Raw genomic sequence first — 15,648 nt, 5'->3', positions numbered from 1 at the left:
TTATTTTTATAATATCCTAAGTAAAATGTATTATTCATTGCATTTTCCGTAAATTGCAGCTCTAAATTCGACCATTTATTGTCAATGGAGCAAATTATACCCTACAAGCCTAAGAATAAGATTCGAATCGTAACGGCCGCTTCCCTTTTTGATGGGCATGATGCCGCAATCAACATTATGAGACGAATTATACAAGCCACTGGAGTGGAAGTAATCCATTTGGGGCATGACCGAAGTGTGTCAGAAGTAGTGGATTGTGCCATTCAAGAAGATGCCAACGCCATAGCAATGACCTCATACCAAGGAGGCCATAATGAATATTTCCGGTATATGTTCGATTTACTTCAGGAAAGAGGGGCAGGACATATTAAAATTTTTGGCGGTGGTGGCGGAGTGATTCTTCCGCAGGAAATCAAGGATTTAATGGATTATGGGATAGAACGCATCTATGCTCCTGATGATGGTCGAGAAATGGGATTGCAGGGCATGATCAATGACCTAGTAAAACGTTGTGATGCTCCAGTACCAGATTTGGTAATCCCTGAAAAGAAGAAATTGGAAACCCTTCTGAAAGAAAAACAGGTGAATACCCTGGCACGACTTATTTCTTTGGCCGAAAATAGACATGAGGCGTTTGAATCCTATCTTTCAGCCATTGAAAAAAACAACTTTTCGGTGCCTGTACTCGGAATTACAGGTACCGGTGGTGCCGGTAAATCTAGTTTGGTCGATGAACTGGTTCGAAGGTTTTTGGGAGATTTTCCAGAAAAACACATCGGAATTATTTCGGTAGATCCGTCCAAAAGGAAAACTGGGGGAGCCTTATTGGGTGACCGCATTCGAATGAATGCAATCAACAATGAGCATGTTTATATGCGTTCTCTGGCAACAAGACAATCCAATTTGGCATTGTCCAAACATGTTGCGGAAGCAGTTCAGGTGCTCAAAGCGGCCAATTTTGACATGATAATTTTGGAAACGTCAGGGATTGGTCAGTCAGATACGGAGATTTTGGAACATAGCGATGTTTCACTTTATGTAATGACCCCGGAATTTGGAGCTGCGACCCAATTGGAAAAGATTGATATGCTCGACTTTGCTGATGTGGTGGCTATAAACAAGTTTGATAAAAGAGGAGCTCAAGACGCCCTTCGGGATGTTAAAAAACAATATATGCGCAATCATGGACTTTGGGACACTGACCAAAGCGATTTGCCCATTTTTGGAACCATTGCTTCGCAATTCAATGACCCTGGCATGAACAAATTGTACAAGGTGGTCATGGATACATTGGTTTCAAAAGCTAATTCCACCCTTACTTCAGATTACGAGGTGTCTGATGAAATGTCTGAAAAGATATTCGTGATACCTCCGGCAAGGACTCGATATCTTTCTGAAATAGCCGAGAATAACCGCTCTTATGATTTTAAAGTTGATGAGCAAAGTAAGATTGCGCAAAAACTCTACGGCATATTTTTGACCCTAACTTCCATTTTAGATATTGATGTGAAAAATTCCGCATCGCAATTACTGTCAAAATCGGGATTGGAAGAGAGCAATATACATGCTCAGCTAAAAAACAAAGAAGACCAACAGCTCGCTTCCTTGTTGATAAAAGAATTTGATCGGTTGAAAATGAACCTTGACCCACATCATTGGGAGACCATTCTAAAATGGAGGGAAAAGAAGGAACGTTACAAAGCCGACGTCTATTCGTTCAAAGTACGAGGCAAGGGTGTCAATATAAAAACACATACCGAATCGCTTTCCCATAGTCAGATTCCAAAAGTTGCCCTTCCAAGGTATGAAGCTTGGGGAGATGTGCTCCAATGGAATTTGCAGGAAAATGTACCCGGGGAATTCCCTTATACTGCGGGATTGTACCCTTTTAAAAGAGAAGGTGAGGACCCAACAAGGATGTTTGCCGGTGAAGGAGGTCCAGAACGTACCAACAGACGCTTTCATTATGTGAGTTTGGATATGCCCGCCAAAAGGCTTTCAACGGCTTTTGATTCTGCAACCCTCTATGGCAGCGATCCTGGCCATAGACCTGATATCTACGGAAAAATTGGAAATGCCGGAGTGTCCATTTGCTGTTTGGACGATGCCAAAAAACTTTACTCTGGATTCGACCTTAGTGATCCAATGACTTCGGTTAGTATGACCATTAATGGTCCGGCACCGATGCTTTTGGCCTTTTTTATGAATGCCGCAATAGATCAGAATTGTGAAAAGTACATCAACCAACATGGCTTGGAAAAAGATGTAGCTGATAAAATTGAAAAGGTTTTCAAAGCCAAAAAGGTTAAGAGGCCAAGTTATTCTGGAAAACTTCCCGAAGGGAACAACGGATTGGGATTGATGCTTTTGGGAGTGACAGGAGATCAGGTTTTGCCAGCAAAAGTGTATTCAACAATTAAAAAAGAAACCTTAAATCAGGTTCGTGGAACCGTTCAGGCCGATATTTTAAAGGAAGATCAGGCTCAAAATACTTGTATTTTTTCCACGGAGTTTGCCTTGAGGCTAATGGGTGATGTGCAAGAGTACTTTATTGAACATCAAGTACGTAATTTTTATTCCGTTTCCATTTCTGGATACCATATAGCTGAAGCTGGAGCCAACCCGATCACGCAATTGGCGTTTACCCTTTCCAATGGTTTTACTTATGTGGAGTATTATCTGAGTAGAGGAATGGATATCAATAAATTTGGTCCCAACCTTTCTTTCTTTTTTTCAAATGGCGTTGACCCGGAATATGCCGTAATCGGGAGGGTGGCGCGTAGAATATGGGCGAAAGCACTGAAAGAGAAGTATGGAGCCGACCCAAGAGCACAAATGCTCAAATACCATATTCAAACCTCAGGTAGAAGCTTGCATGCCCAGGAGATTGACTTTAATGACATCCGAACTACCTTGCAGGCGCTTTATGCCATTTACGATAACTGTAATTCGCTCCATACCAATGCTTATGATGAGGCAATTACTACACCCACGGAGGAATCTGTGCGTAGGGCCATGGCCATCCAACTGATCATTAACAAAGAACTTGGCTTGACCCAAAATGAAAACCCATTGCAAGGTTCTTTTATTATTGAAGAGCTTACCGATCTTGTAGAAGAGGCCGTTTTGTTGGAATTCGATAGAATTACCGAACGAGGAGGGGTTTTGGGTGCTATGGAAACCATGTACCAACGTTCTAAGATTCAGGAGGAAAGCCTTCATTATGAGACGTTGAAACATTCAGGGGCCTATCCCATTATTGGGGTGAATACCTTCTTAAGTTCAAAAGGGTCTCCAACCATTTTACCGGCAGAAGTGATTCGGGCGACGGAAGAAGAAAAACAGAATCAAATTGATTCGTTGCAAAACTTGCAACAAAGAAACACGGTTGAGGCAAAAAAATGTCTGGATGAGCTCAAGCAGACTGCAATTCACAACGAAAACCTCTTTGAAAAACTTATGGAGGTGGCGAAATACTGTTCTTTAGGGCAAATTACAAATGCACTCTTTGAAGTAGGAGGTCAGTACCGAAGAAATATGTAGGCGCAGATTTAGGACAAAACCGTTTTAATCGTTTCCGTTATTGAATGATTTTCTCCATTTTTTAAAGGAAGACCTAAACGTTTTAATTTCCCTTCTGAGCAAATTCAAGTATTCCTTTTCCTTAACACCATCCCGCTCTAGACCATTACAATAGGCCAAAATGTTACGGGTCATGATGTTGATGAAGGTCAAGCTTTTCATCCGGACCGAATAGGAGTTGCTAAGCGCAGCCATTTCCACTTCTTTGGTGATCAAAGATGCATCGGTCATCAGTGAATCGGAAATATCATTCCGAAAATTATCGATTTTACGTAATGACAATCTATCCCTATTATAAGAGAAATAATGGGCCACAGCTTCACTCATGTCACGCAAAGCCAACGATTTTCGGTATATTCCAAGAGAATTTAAAGAATTTCTCTCCATTTTTTCTAGCAATTTTCTAGTATAAAATTACGTAGGAATAAGATAACCTGACTTTGATTTCTAAAGCAAAAACACTAAATTACTTTAAATTACAAATTTTTAGCACAGAAATTTCTTGTTATGCAAATCGACGAACTTAATTGGGAAATTTTAACATGCCTCCAACAAAATGCGAGGGAGTCTTTTGCCAATATTGGGCGAAAGGTGGGGCTAACGCCTCCTGCAGTAGCCGAAAGAGTAAAAAAAATGGAAGATTTGGGTATTATAGAAGGGTATAACACCAATGTTTCCTATGCACTGGCTGGCCACCAGTTAAAGGCGATAATAATGTTGAGGGCTTTTATGGGTAAGTTAAAACCCTTTCTAAACAAGGTCGGCACCTACAAAGAAGTGGTCAATTGTTACCGAATCACCGGGAATGAAAATATTATCATGGAAGTGGTGCTCAAAGATCAAGTGCATTTAGAAAAGTTTATTGATGAACTGATCGCATACGGTGAATGTCGCACCCACATTGTGCTTTCAAATGTTGTTGCCAACGCGCCCATTACAGATGTTAAGGATTGATCGTTTTTTTAGTTTAATTTTATGTTGAGCCAAAGGATAATCTTTTTGGCTAGATTTTTGCTATGAAAGAGTTATGAGTAAAAAATACGTACCGCTTTTTTTTGCTATGATTGCTATGCAAATCGTGGTATCACAGCAAATAGTATTGAAAAAAGGCGCTATCCTGCAAGCGTTGCCTGTTAACGATTCAGTATCCGATACCTTTTCATTGTACTTGCCGACCAATTTTACAACAGAGAAGCAATGGCCTTTGTTGTTGGTCTTCGATATGGACGGAAAGGAAAAGCAAACCCTTTCCATGTTTTTAAATGCGGCAGAGGAAGAAGGATATGTTTTGGCCGCTCCCAAGCTCGCGGATAGCCTTTCGCTTTCTGATAATATGCTCATAACTGGGAGGACGTTTCATAGAGTTTTAGACATTCTGCCCATAGGAAAATCCCGTGTTTATGCTGCCGGGGCAGGTTCCGGTGGTCGCTTCGCCAATTTGGTTCCTCTTTTTGTCAAAGAAGTAAAAGGGGCTTTATCCGTTGGAGCATCCATTGCCAATGTTGAGTTGTTGAGTCCCAAACGACCTTTTCATTTTATTGGCATTAGCAACAAGAACAATTACAATTACACCTCAATGCGGGCAATGAAAAGAGTGCTCGATAGGTTCAGGTTTCCAAACCAATTATTATTGTACCGACAATCCAAAGATTGGCCAGAAGCAGGGTATTTATCCAAAGCGCTCCAATATTTTACTTTGGCTGCAATGCGCAAAAGAGTTATTCCAACAGATTCCGCATTTGTAAACAAAGTTTATGCTGATGACCTAAAAAAAGTGAACGAGCTTAAAAGTTTAAAAAAGTTTTTGTTAGCCGAGCAACATATGGTTGAGATGATGTCAATTTATGGTGTGTACAAGAATCTTGATTCACTTCGGATGGTTCAAAAAGAATTACGTAGAGATCGTATTTTTAAAGGGATGAAAAGAGGTGAAAATGCGGCCATGCTCAAAGAATCATTGCTTAAAGAAGATTATCAATACTATATAGAAGAGGATGTTATTACGCACAACTTCAATAATTTGGGTTGGTGGAATTATCAAATGACGGAATTGGATAAATTCAGAAAGGGTACAAATCCATATGAAAAAGAAATGGGCAACAGACTGTTGGGTTATGTCAATGCCTTGGCCGAGGATAATATTGATATCATAAATTCTGAGGCATTAATTGATGAAGATGCACTTGCGTTTTTATATATGCTGAAGACTATTTTGGAACCTGAAAATTTTGACTTTTATCTAAATATTATTTCACTGAGCGCTAAAAATGAAGATTTTGGCACAGCACTCTTTTATTTGGAAGAGGCCTTGAAAAAAGGATTTAATGATGCAGATAGACTATATGACCTGGAAGATACTGCCCTACTTCGTATTGATTCAAAATTCAATGAGTTGGTTTCCAAATATTTGAAGGATGCACGATATCAAATCAATGAGGAATAAACCTGGGGACTTCATCAAGATTCCAGTCAATAACTAATCCACCAGCAATCGATTCGGCTATTTCCTTTCCGTACAAATGCTCACACAGGTAAAGTGCGGCCTCAAAACTTTTGGCCCCTCCTGCCGAAGTAATAAATTTTCCATCATGCACAAAAAGAACACTGTCCTTTACATTTAAATGAGGGAACATGTTTTTGTACTTTGGAATATCACTGGGAAATGTGGTAGAGGCAACTTCATCCAAAATTCCGGTTTTTGCCAAAACGAAGGCCCCATCGCAATGCGAGGTCACAAACATGGCATCTTTACTTATTCTCTTTACAAAATTGAGCATTACGGTGTCCTGTAGATCCGTATCCAAATGATGTTCTGCACTTGGCACCACCAAAATGTCAATATCGGGAATGGAATCCTTGGTGTAATCAAAATCTGGAAGAATACGAACGCCTTCAAAGGATGTTATAGGATTCAGGGTGTTGGCAACGGTAAAGGTGTTCATCGCCTTAATGTTTTTCCGATACTGTGTATGTTGAAAAATATCGTAAGGAGCAGTGAACTCGGTATTGTAAACCCCATCCATGATTAAAAAACCAACATTATATCTATCTGTAGCAAGTTCAGGTAAAATCCTTTCAATTGAACTGATCTGCTCACCTTCTTTTTTGGAAATACAGGAGGTTGCAAAAAACAACACCATCAAAATAATCGAGTTTTTCATAAGAATCACAACTTAAAAGAAGCTGTACTAAGGTACTACTAAGAATGATTTCCATTACTTTTATATCAAACTAATTTAAGAAAATGGTACGCCCAATACTTTTGGCTTTGTTCATGATGACCAGCTGCAAATCGGATAAAAAATATCATGTTTCCAATGAAACTGTACAAATAGAATCGTCTAGGGTAAAGGAAATACTGGATTTTCAAAATGAGTTGAATAAGAGTTTTAAGGACCCTAAAACATCGCCATTGCCAGATAAATATCGTAAAGATTTTGAGGGGCTGGATTTTTTTGGTCCAGATACCACGTATATGGTGCAAGCCAGGTTTGAAAGAACGCCGGATGCGGTTCCTTTTTTGTTGGATACCACCACGGACGAAAAAACCGAAGAAGTGTTATATGGAATTGCTCACTTTGAGTTGAACGGAAAACGACATGAGCTGGAAATTTATCAAACCCCAGAGTTACTTACGCAGGAGAAATATAAAGATTATCTGTTTTTGCCGTTTTTGGATGAAACCAATGGGAATGAAACCTACGGTGGAGGTCGTTATATTGATCTTACCATTCCGAAGGGGAATGCCATTTTAATCGATTTCAACAAAGCATATAACCCTTACTGCGTTTATAACAAAAAATACTCCTGCCCTCTAGTACCGAGGCAAAATTATTTGAGAACTCCGGTGAGAGCAGGAGTGAAGGATTTTTTAAAACTGTAAAAGCCCTATTCTTTAGAATAGGGCTTTTAGTTCAATTCTATAATTGTTTGGGTTAGAACGAATAAATAGCTGCAAAAAGTACGGAAGCCAAGCTTGCAGATGGATCAGCATCGTTATCAATGAAAGCGTCTTCCGAAGCACTGTCCAAACGGATTTCAGGTTTTAAGATCAAGTCTCCGATTGTTGCACTTCCTGTAAGGGTTAAAGCCAAAACGCTGGAATCTCCGTCGGCATCAGAAGCTCCTATTGCTCCGAAGAAATCTCCTTCCATAAAGTATTCACCCCTTAATCCAATAGTAAAGTTTTCAGAGGTGACCAATTGAGGGTAAAGGGCTATTCCCGTAAAGCTTCCTCCGTCATCCTCTTGACTGAAATGTGCAGCATTGATTCCTAAAAAGAAATCTTCGGTTACATCAAACCCACCTGTGTAGTCGATTTCAAATCCACCTTGACTATACAAGAAATTCAAGAACTGACCTGAGTATCCCAATTGTGCTCCAACAGCATAATCCCCTGTTCCATTTAGTTCGGTCAAATCGGTCGGATTCATTACAGCCAACATGGCGCTCCAATCATTTCCTAGATCAAAATCAGCCTTTAAACCAGTATGGCTAAATGGCCCGTATGAAAACAGGTAAGATGTACTGTAGTTAAAGTTAGCGGCTGGTGAAATTACCTCGTACCCCAAAAAGGTATTGAAATTACCAAAGGTTAAGGTTACATCCTCGCTTACATTCCAATATACATACAATTGGTTAACAACATCTCCTGTGGCCGAGTACATTGGCGATGCAAAAATAGCATCTGTTCCTCTTGGTCCAAATACCAAGTCAGCCACAAAGCCCACTTTTTCACCTTCGTAGTTGGCGATTAGGTTGGCCATGCCCAATGAAAATCCATCTAAATTTGCAAAGGATGATCCTGGCGCAATGGCATCTTCACCATTGGGTGCTGTAAGGTTGGTTCTGTAATAAGCATCAACAGTTCCGCTGAATTCAAACTTGGTTTTGACCTCTTCTTCCTCCTGCGAAAGAGCAATTGTTGATACGCTTGCGAAAGCTAAAAAAGCTATTTTTTTTATGTATTTTGTGCTGATAATCGTTTTCATAATCTTAATCATTTAGGTGCCTCATACTGAAGCATTTATTTGTTTTAAATAGAGATTGTTCAGTGAAAAAGGTTATTTAACGGAGCGTTCTGCCAAACGCTCCGTTTCCTTTTTTAATGTTAGTGTTGATTCATTCTAAAATCTGCATATGCATCCATTCCATGCTCATGTATATCCAATCCTTGTAGTTCTTCCTGCTCATCCACTCGAATTCCAGACACCTTTTTGATGGTAAACAGAATAATAAATGCGGTCAAGGTACAGAACGTGGCCGCTGCGCCGATTCCTGCCAATTGCACTAAGAACTGGTCAAAACCTGCCATTGCCCCAAAAATACCTACGGCTAAGGTTCCCCACATTCCACAGATCAAGTGAACTGCTACAGCTCCAACCGGATCGTCAAGCTTAAGCTTGTCAACCAATGCAACGCCAGCAACAATTACCACACCCGCGATTAAACCGATGATTACTGCTTCATTGGGAGACATTTGATCAGCTCCAGCCGTGATTCCTACCAAACCACCCAAGATTCCGTTTAAGAACATAGTAAGATCGTAGGTTTTGTATGCGAACAATGAAGTTACAAAAGCTGATACTCCTCCAGCAGCTGCCGCCAACGAAGTTGTAACTAAAACCAATGAGGTCAATTCGGGATCGGCCGATAGTACGGACCCACCGTTAAATCCGAACCACCCCACCCAAAGAATTAATACGCCAGCGGCTGCAAGCGGTAGGTTATGACCTGGAATAGCCTTGGGTTTTCCGTCATCACCAAATTTTCCTATTCTAGCTCCAAGTAGATAAATGGCTATCAAAGCTCCCCATCCACCGACAGAATGTACCAAGGTAGAACCTGCAAAATCGTAGAACCCTTCGGCCTCTCCAAAAGAAAGAGAAGAAAGGAAGCCGCCTCCCCATTGCCATGAACCTACAATTGGGTATACCAATCCAACATATAATATGGTAAAGAGCATAAAACTTTTAAGTTTTACCCTTTCAGCAACTGCACCGGAAACAATGGTTGCCGCCGTTGCCGCAAACATACCTTGGAACAAAAAGTCTGTCCACCAAGTATATCCTCCATCTGCATATTCTGGAGTCATTCCGTTTTCAGGTGCTGCTATTCCGAAACCTGCAAATTTTAAAAAGCCCCAATCCCCATCTTCAAAGCCGGGATACATTAAATTGAATCCACCTATATAATATAATAGGAGTCCAACACATATAATAAATACGTTTTTAAATAAAATATTTACTGTATTCTTTTGTCTGGTGAGACCGATTTCCAAAAAGGAGAACCCCAAGTGCATAAAAAACACCAATGCGGTACAAATCATCATCCAAACGTTATTCGCTGTAAATAATCCTGCGTCCATAATCTTTTAAGTATTGTGAGTTAAGTTTAGTGGTTAGTTAATTCCGGCACTTCCGTTTTCCTTGGTTCTGATTCGATAGGCCTCGATAACATCGGAAACGAATATTTTACCATCACCTACATTTCCTGTGGATGCGGCATCTAGCAAAGTATTCACGGTTCGTTCTAAAAAACTGTCCGATACTACGATGACCAAGTACCTACGCTGTATATCGGAAGTACTATAGGAAATACCACGGTACACATGCCCTTGTTTCTCATTGCCTACTCCGGTTACGTCCCAGTAACTGAAGAAGTTTACCTCAATCTCATGAAGTGCCTTTTTGACTTCATCAAATTTGGATTTTCTAATAATTGCTTCAACTTTTTTCATATTTAAGTAGTTAATTGATGGGTCAAATATATGTGAATTGACATCTAGCCATACAAAAACATAGGGGTATTGTAATATTTTTACGGTTATTTTAAAATAACCCCTACAATTTTAGGGGTATATGATTTAAAAAGTAACTTTATTGAATATTTAACCTCCGTAGTAAACTGTTTAATGGTTAAACACTTGTTTTTTTTGAATATAAAAACGGTTCTTCTGAGGAAACTTCAGAAGTCAGTAGAAAAAGGAAAGGTGCTATATGGAAATTTATTCGCTTAGTCTGGAAAGCCAAAGGCCTAGCGCAACGGCAATTATTCCGACAACAATACTGGATATGGTATAAACGGAAAAATGAAAAAGCTCACTATTTTTTAGTAGGCCATGTTTTTCAAAAGCGAAGGCGGAAAACGTTGTGAATCCACCACAAAAACCTGTGGCAAGAAAGAGAGTGGCATTGGCAGAAAGTAAATTGTTTCGTGCAGATACACCGAGAATAATACCTATAAGTAAACAACCTATAATATTAACCAGAAAGGTTCCCAAAAAGAAGTTGTGTAAAACTAAATTGAGTGGTTTGGAGATTACGTATCTGAGCGCACTGCCCAGACCACCGCCCAAAAAAACAAGAAGTACCTGTTTCATACCCTAAAGGTACAAACTATACCGCTTTCTTGTATGCTGCATCGGAGTGTTGATCAGGGGAAATTTTGGTAATTGAAGCCTCCGAAATTTTGATAACAGGTTTTTTGAACTTCTCACTAGCTCCGTTAACGCTAAAAATCAATAAAACTGCGTTAATCACAAGTAAAATAAAAAGGATGCCGAAAAAAGTTGTCATTTCTTACCAAACTTTAGTAGTACAAAAGTACGTCTTTTCCTATAGTATACGTGATACTCCCTGATTTAAGTTGTAAAGCAAACGATTTTTGTGGTGAATGCAAGATTTGTGTTAATTTTTGAGAAAATTTTTAATCAAAAACAAAATCATTATAAATGTGACAAAAGAGATTAGAATCCATAATACCCCCTTATAATTCCTTTTATGAAGCTTTTTATCCTTACGGTACGAAAAAATGATTATGGCTACAAAGCCTATGACAAAAAGGGTGGCAAAAATTAGTTGCCCTGTGCTGAACATATTTCATATTTTTATGCAAAACTAAATCAATTCGAAGGATAATGAAAAGCAAAATCAAAGCTGTTGAACTCTTCCATAATTCTTTTGGACTGGGAGTTTCCAAAGGACCAAAAGCCAATTTGGGAGAAGAAAAGAATCGCTTGCGGTTCAATCTTATGGATGAAGAGAACAAAGAATACCTGGAAGCGGCCAATGATAATGACCTTGTGGAGGTTGCGGATGCTTTGGGAGATATGCTTTATATTTTGTGCGGAACTATTTTGGAACATGGTATGCAATACAAAATTGAAGAGGTATTTGAAGAAATCCAGCGCAGTAATATGAGTAAACTTGGCAAGGACGGCAAACCCATTTATAGAGAAGATGGAAAGGTGCTGAAGGGTCCGAATTATTTTAAACCGGATATTCAAACAATTTTAGATAAATAAAAAGGGCGCCTTAAGGCGCCCTTTTTATTGTAGTGCTATACTTTGTAGCGCCAGCCGAACTTATCCTCGGCACGGTTATATTGAATATCGGTTATCCGTTTTTTGAGCAATGAAGCGTAGCTATTTTCCAATTCAGGAAGTTCATAATCGGTATCCTTATATCCGAAAGCGGCAATGGGTGAAACCACGGCAGCGGTTCCCGCCCCGAACATTTCTTTTAATGAACCATTCATGGCAGCCTCAACAACCTCCTTTACACTTATTTTTCGTACTTCCGTGGCAATTCCCTCATCTTTGGCAATATCCAAAATACTTTTTCTGGTGATGCCATCCAATATACGGTCGCTGGTCGGTCCTGTGATCAAGGTATCGTTTATTCGAACAAAAATGTTCATGGCGCCCGCCTCTTCAATGTACTCGTGGTTGTTATCATCGGTCCAAATAACCTGCTGATATCCTTTTTCAACCGCGAGCTGGGTTGGGTAGAACTGTCCGGCATAATTTCCTCCTGCCTTTGCATAGCCAACACCCCCATTGGCTGCTCGAGAATAATTCTCCTCAATCAACACTTTTACCTTGCCAGAAAAATAAGCTCCAGAAGGAGCGCAGGCAATTATGAATTTATATTCATCGGCCGGGGAAGCGTGGAATCCAGTTCCGGAAGCCAAAATAAAAGGTCTTATATATAATGAACTCCCTGGTGTTTGCGGAATCCAGTCATTTTCTACTTGCAAAAGAGTAGTCAACCCTTCCATAAAATATGCTTCAGGAAGTTCTGGTATAGCCAATCGTTTTGCCGACTTGTTAAATCTTGTAAAGTTTTCAATAGGCCTGAATAACCAAGCATTGCCCGATTCATCTTTGTAGGCTTTCATTCCCTCAAAAATAGATTGACCATAATGAAATATCTTCGCAGAAGGTTCCAGGGTAATGGGCTGATATGGAACAATCTTTGGAGCTTGCCATTGTCCATTCGCATAATCGCAGACCAGCATATGGTCTGAATAAATGCTTCCAAAAGATAGATTGTTAAAATCTACATCATGGATTTTGGAGTTTTTTGCCTTCTCTACAACCAAAGAGTTTGTCATTGTTTCCATATTGAAAAGATTTGAACCGGTAAAATTAAACAATAAGCTAGTGCATTGCTTACTTTTATCTTAAAATTAAACAGTTTTGTGCTGAAATTTTAGGATTTTTTCATTCTCTAAAGTATTTAACATTTTTGGTGCAGCTTGTACAATTGTAGGCTGAAATGAATGCCTGATTATCAGTATAATCCGAACAAATTATTGTGAAAAGAAGAATAATTACAACGGGTGACGGTTCTAAAACCATCCAAATAGAGGATTGGGACGAGCAATACCACTCCAAACATGGCGCAGTGCAAGAAGCTTATCATGTATTTATAGACCATGGCCTTCGATTATTCAAAAATACACGCATCAAGATTTTGGAAATAGGATTTGGTACGGGCCTCAATACCCTTATTACACTTTTGGAAAAGGAAAACCTTGGTTTGCAAATATACTATGTTGGAGTCGAAGCATTCCCCGTTCCTATGGAAGAAGTAGATCAATTGGATTATTGCAGTCGGCTAAATGTTGAGGAACATCGGGAAGCATTTATGAAAATGCATAAAACACCTTGGGAAGAACCAATAATGATCAGTGAAGGTTTTTATTTAGAAAAACAGTTGAAGGATTTTAAATTGATAGCCGACACTAATTTGTTCGATCTTATTTATTTTGATGCTTTTGGGGCCAGAGTACAGCCCGATCTTTGGACCGAGGAAATATTTTTAATCATGTACCGGGCACTGAAGCAAAATGGAGTTTTGGTAACCTATTCGGCCAAAGGGAGTGTACGCAGGGCCATGCAGGCTGTTGGGTTTAACGTTGAACGTCTTCCGGGGCCTCCTGGCAAAAGAGAAATGTTGCGTGCCACTAAAACATGATCCATGCAAAAACCATGTTAAATCATACTTGAATATTATCATAAATTGATCTAAAGTTTAAACATTAATGTTAAACCTAAATTAATGCCCAATAAACTGAGGATGAAACCACTAATTTTACCTTAAAATGTTTGTATGAAGGTGTTGGTGACAGGGGCTACAGGTTTGGTTGGCAAGGCAATTGTAAAAATTCTAAATGAAAAAGGAATTGCTGTCAATTATCTATCCACGAATAAAAGGAAAATAGTATCCAAAGAGAATTTCAAAGGGTTTTATTGGAATCCATCCAAAGGCGAGATAGACCCTAGCTGTTTCAAAGAAGTTAGTGCTGTTATTAACTTGGCAGGATCAAGTATTGCCAAAAGATGGTCTGTCCGTAACAAGAAGAAAATCATTGGTAGTAGAGTAGACAGTCTTCAAACGCTATATAGCGCCATGCAAAAGATAGATGCTTCAGCAATCGATACTTTTGTTTCTGCCTCAGCAATTGGGATATATCCAAATTCATTGTCCAATTTTTATAGCGAAGAAACTACCGATGTTGATAAAAGTTTTTTAGGGGAAGTTGTTGAAAAATGGGAAGAAAAAATGGACGCTTTTCAGGATTTTAGGTGCAATGTGTCCAAAATAAGAATTGGAATTGTGTTATCGGATTTGGATGGAGCATTGCCAAAAATGGCCAGACCTATTCGCAATTTTGTCGGTGCCATTTTTGGAAGCGGTAAACAGTGGCAATCTTGGATTCATATTGATGATTTGGCCCAAATGTTTGTGTTTACAATAGAAAATAGCCTTGAAGGAACTTTTAATGGAGTTGCCCCCAATCCGGTGACCCACGCAAAAATGACAAAAGAGTTGGCAAGAGTGCTAGAAAGACCGTTGATCTTACCCAATATTCCAAAATTTGTAATGCAAATGCTATTGGGCCAAATGGCCTATTTGCTTTTTGCTTCGCAGCGTGTGAGTAGTAAAAGCATTGAGAAAAAAGGATTTCAATTTTATTACCCCAATATTGGACCCGCCTTGGAAGAAATCTATTTGCCTAAAAGCGGAAATGGAGCGTCCAAGATTAAATCGCTGGACGAGAAGTTTGTTTAGAAAAACTTTTCCTTTTAGAATTGAGCATCCGCCTTTGGCGGATTTTTTAATGATTTGTAGTGACATTTTGACATTTTTGGACAATTGGCAGTACTTTTGCCACTTCAAAAAAGATAAAATTAAGAGTATATGAGCAAGAAAAGTAAGGTTGAGGAAATGAAAGGGGAGTTTAACGATTCCCAAACAGTTGAAAATCCTGAGCTGAACGACGAAAATATAACCAATGAAAACGAGGTTGATTCTCAAGAGGAAATTTCTTCAGAAGATCAATTGCGAAATGATTTGGCCAAGGAAAAAGATAAATTCCTTAGACTTTTTGCTGAATTCGAAAATTTTAAGAAAAGAACCTCAAAAGAACGCATGGAACTTTTTAAAACGGCAGGGCAAGAGGTAATAGTCTCTATGCTTCCCGTTTTGGATGATTTTGATAGAGCTTTGAAAGAAATAGCAAAGTCGGAGGATAAGGAAATGTTCAAGGGAGTGGAGCTTATCAACAACAAATTAAAGGAAACCCTTAAAGGAAAAGGGTTGGAGCAAATAAAAGTCAAAGAAGGTGATGTGTTTGACGCTGAAGTACATGATGCCATAACACAGATACCGGCTCCGAACAAAAAGTTGAAGGGAAAAATAATAGATGTGGTCGAGAAAGGATTTAAACTTGGCGAGCGCATCATAAGGCATCCTAAAGTGGTTGTTGGTAACTAAA

At 39.3% G+C, this 15,648-nt stretch carries 17 protein-coding genes; 8 read left to right on the top strand and 9 right to left on the bottom strand.

The features are described 5' to 3' along the window. The first annotated feature begins 84 nt into the window (after positions 1-84). Positions 85-3,543, top strand: coding sequence for a methylmalonyl-CoA mutase family protein (locus tag IAG46_RS06050; protein WP_190809410.1), 3,459 nt, complete (start codon positions 85-87; stop codon positions 3,541-3,543). Between the two features lie 24 nt (positions 3,544-3,567). Here the strand turns inward: IAG46_RS06050 and IAG46_RS06045 are convergent, their stop codons facing one another. Then, the gene (locus IAG46_RS06045; RefSeq protein WP_190809409.1) at positions 3,568-3,969 is read right to left on the bottom strand and encodes a hypothetical protein; all 402 of its coding nucleotides are present in this window, start codon (positions 3,967-3,969) and stop codon (positions 3,568-3,570) included. Between the two features lie 120 nt (positions 3,970-4,089). On the opposite strand from IAG46_RS06045, the gene IAG46_RS06040 reads away from it, so the two are divergent. Together IAG46_RS06040 and IAG46_RS06035 are read left to right on the top strand one after the other, a co-directional pair. Next, the gene (locus IAG46_RS06040; RefSeq protein ID WP_190809408.1) at positions 4,090-4,536 is read left to right on the top strand and encodes an Lrp/AsnC family transcriptional regulator; all 447 of its coding nucleotides are present in this window, start codon (positions 4,090-4,092) and stop codon (positions 4,534-4,536) included. A gap of 73 nt (positions 4,537-4,609) precedes the next feature. After that, positions 4,610-6,025 carry an alpha/beta hydrolase gene (locus tag IAG46_RS06035; protein WP_190809407.1) on the top strand — a complete coding sequence of 472 codons (1,416 nt, stop codon included), beginning with the start codon at positions 4,610-4,612 and terminating at the stop codon, positions 6,023-6,025. On the opposite strand, the gene IAG46_RS06030 is transcribed toward IAG46_RS06035, so the two are convergent. Continuing rightward, positions 6,012-6,743 carry a DJ-1/PfpI family protein gene (locus tag IAG46_RS06030; RefSeq protein WP_190809406.1) on the bottom strand — a complete coding sequence of 244 codons (732 nt, stop codon included), beginning with the start codon at positions 6,741-6,743 and terminating at the stop codon, positions 6,012-6,014. The genes IAG46_RS06035 and IAG46_RS06030 overlap by 14 nt on opposite strands. Before the next feature lie 83 nt (positions 6,744-6,826). Between IAG46_RS06030 and IAG46_RS06025 the strand changes: the two genes are divergently transcribed. Further along, a complete protein-coding gene (locus IAG46_RS06025) occupies positions 6,827-7,465 on the top strand; it encodes a DUF1684 domain-containing protein (RefSeq protein ID WP_190809405.1) in 639 nt (212 codons plus the stop codon). A gap of 52 nt (positions 7,466-7,517) precedes the next feature. Here IAG46_RS06025 and IAG46_RS06020 read toward each other — a convergent pair whose 3' ends face one another. From IAG46_RS06020 to IAG46_RS17635, 6 genes are all read right to left on the bottom strand, one after another. Continuing rightward, a complete protein-coding gene (locus IAG46_RS06020) occupies positions 7,518-8,573 on the bottom strand; it encodes an outer membrane beta-barrel protein (protein WP_190809404.1) in 1,056 nt (351 codons plus the stop codon). Positions 8,574-8,692: 119 nt separating this feature from the next. After that, complete coding sequence (locus IAG46_RS06015; protein ID WP_190809403.1) at positions 8,693-9,949, bottom strand: ammonium transporter; 1,257 nt, start codon at positions 9,947-9,949, stop codon at positions 8,693-8,695. Between the two features lie 33 nt (positions 9,950-9,982). Then, the gene (locus IAG46_RS06010) at positions 9,983-10,321 is read right to left on the bottom strand and encodes a P-II family nitrogen regulator (RefSeq protein ID WP_190809402.1); all 339 of its coding nucleotides are present in this window, start codon (positions 10,319-10,321) and stop codon (positions 9,983-9,985) included. Between the two features lie 267 nt (positions 10,322-10,588). Next, the gene (crcB, locus tag IAG46_RS06005; protein WP_190809401.1) at positions 10,589-10,963 is read right to left on the bottom strand and encodes a fluoride efflux transporter CrcB; all 375 of its coding nucleotides are present in this window, start codon (positions 10,961-10,963) and stop codon (positions 10,589-10,591) included. A 16-nt stretch (positions 10,964-10,979) separates the two neighbouring features. After that, positions 10,980-11,159 carry a hypothetical protein gene (locus IAG46_RS06000; protein ID WP_190809400.1) on the bottom strand — a complete coding sequence of 60 codons (180 nt, stop codon included), beginning with the start codon at positions 11,157-11,159 and terminating at the stop codon, positions 10,980-10,982. Positions 11,160-11,270: 111 nt separating this feature from the next. Beyond that, the gene (locus IAG46_RS17635; protein WP_223826590.1) at positions 11,271-11,459 is read right to left on the bottom strand and encodes a hypothetical protein; all 189 of its coding nucleotides are present in this window, start codon (positions 11,457-11,459) and stop codon (positions 11,271-11,273) included. 41 nt (positions 11,460-11,500) lie between these two features. On the opposite strand from IAG46_RS17635, the gene IAG46_RS05995 reads away from it, so the two are divergent. Then, positions 11,501-11,887, top strand: a complete 387-nt coding sequence (locus tag IAG46_RS05995) for a nucleoside triphosphate pyrophosphohydrolase family protein (protein WP_190809399.1) — start codon at positions 11,501-11,503, stop codon at positions 11,885-11,887. A gap of 35 nt (positions 11,888-11,922) precedes the next feature. Here IAG46_RS05995 and IAG46_RS05990 read toward each other — a convergent pair whose 3' ends face one another. Further along, positions 11,923-12,987 (bottom strand): branched-chain amino acid aminotransferase, encoded by a 1,065-nt coding sequence (locus tag IAG46_RS05990; RefSeq protein WP_190809398.1) that lies wholly within the window; start codon positions 12,985-12,987, stop codon positions 11,923-11,925. Between the two features lie 194 nt (positions 12,988-13,181). Between IAG46_RS05990 and mnmD the strand changes: the two genes are divergently transcribed. From mnmD to IAG46_RS05975, 3 genes are all read left to right on the top strand, one after another. Beyond that, entirely contained in the window at positions 13,182-13,844 is a 663-nt protein-coding gene (gene mnmD, locus IAG46_RS05985) for a tRNA (5-methylaminomethyl-2-thiouridine)(34)-methyltransferase MnmD (RefSeq protein ID WP_190809397.1), read from the top strand. A gap of 135 nt (positions 13,845-13,979) precedes the next feature. Continuing rightward, a complete protein-coding gene (locus tag IAG46_RS05980) occupies positions 13,980-14,942 on the top strand; it encodes a TIGR01777 family oxidoreductase (protein WP_190809396.1) in 963 nt (320 codons plus the stop codon). A 129-nt stretch (positions 14,943-15,071) separates the two neighbouring features. Next, complete coding sequence (locus IAG46_RS05975) at positions 15,072-15,647, top strand: nucleotide exchange factor GrpE (protein WP_190809395.1); 576 nt, start codon at positions 15,072-15,074, stop codon at positions 15,645-15,647. Position 15,648 lies beyond the last annotated feature (1 nt).

This window comes from Flagellimonas sp. S3867, assembly GCF_014698935.1.
Taxonomy (GTDB): Bacteria; Bacteroidota; Bacteroidia; order Flavobacteriales; family Flavobacteriaceae; genus Flagellimonas.
This window is presented reverse-complemented; position numbering and strand designations above follow the sequence as displayed.

Coding starts and splice junctions, on each gene's coding strand:
- IAG46_RS06050 (WP_190809410.1), top strand. CDS start 85: ATGGAGCAAATTATACCCTACAAGCCTAAGAATAAGATTCGAATCGTA.
- IAG46_RS06045 (WP_190809409.1), bottom strand. CDS start 3,969: ATGGAGAGAAATTCTTTAAATTCTCTTGGAATATACCGAAAATCGTTG.
- IAG46_RS06040 (WP_190809408.1), top strand. CDS start 4,090: ATGCAAATCGACGAACTTAATTGGGAAATTTTAACATGCCTCCAACAA.
- IAG46_RS06035 (WP_190809407.1), top strand. CDS start 4,610: ATGAGTAAAAAATACGTACCGCTTTTTTTTGCTATGATTGCTATGCAA.
- IAG46_RS06030 (WP_190809406.1), bottom strand. CDS start 6,743: ATGAAAAACTCGATTATTTTGATGGTGTTGTTTTTTGCAACCTCCTGT.
- IAG46_RS06025 (WP_190809405.1), top strand. CDS start 6,827: ATGGTACGCCCAATACTTTTGGCTTTGTTCATGATGACCAGCTGCAAA.
- IAG46_RS06020 (WP_190809404.1), bottom strand. CDS start 8,573: ATGAAAACGATTATCAGCACAAAATACATAAAAAAAATAGCTTTTTTA.
- IAG46_RS06015 (WP_190809403.1), bottom strand. CDS start 9,949: ATGGACGCAGGATTATTTACAGCGAATAACGTTTGGATGATGATTTGT.
- IAG46_RS06010 (WP_190809402.1), bottom strand. CDS start 10,321: ATGAAAAAAGTTGAAGCAATTATTAGAAAATCCAAATTTGATGAAGTC.
- crcB (WP_190809401.1), bottom strand. CDS start 10,963: ATGAAACAGGTACTTCTTGTTTTTTTGGGCGGTGGTCTGGGCAGTGCG.
- IAG46_RS06000 (WP_190809400.1), bottom strand. CDS start 11,159: ATGACAACTTTTTTCGGCATCCTTTTTATTTTACTTGTGATTAACGCA.
- IAG46_RS17635 (WP_223826590.1), bottom strand. CDS start 11,459: ATGTTCAGCACAGGGCAACTAATTTTTGCCACCCTTTTTGTCATAGGC.
- IAG46_RS05995 (WP_190809399.1), top strand. CDS start 11,501: ATGAAAAGCAAAATCAAAGCTGTTGAACTCTTCCATAATTCTTTTGGA.
- IAG46_RS05990 (WP_190809398.1), bottom strand. CDS start 12,987: ATGGAAACAATGACAAACTCTTTGGTTGTAGAGAAGGCAAAAAACTCC.
- IAG46_RS05980 (WP_190809396.1), top strand. CDS start 13,980: ATGAAGGTGTTGGTGACAGGGGCTACAGGTTTGGTTGGCAAGGCAATT.
- IAG46_RS05975 (WP_190809395.1), top strand. CDS start 15,072: ATGAGCAAGAAAAGTAAGGTTGAGGAAATGAAAGGGGAGTTTAACGAT.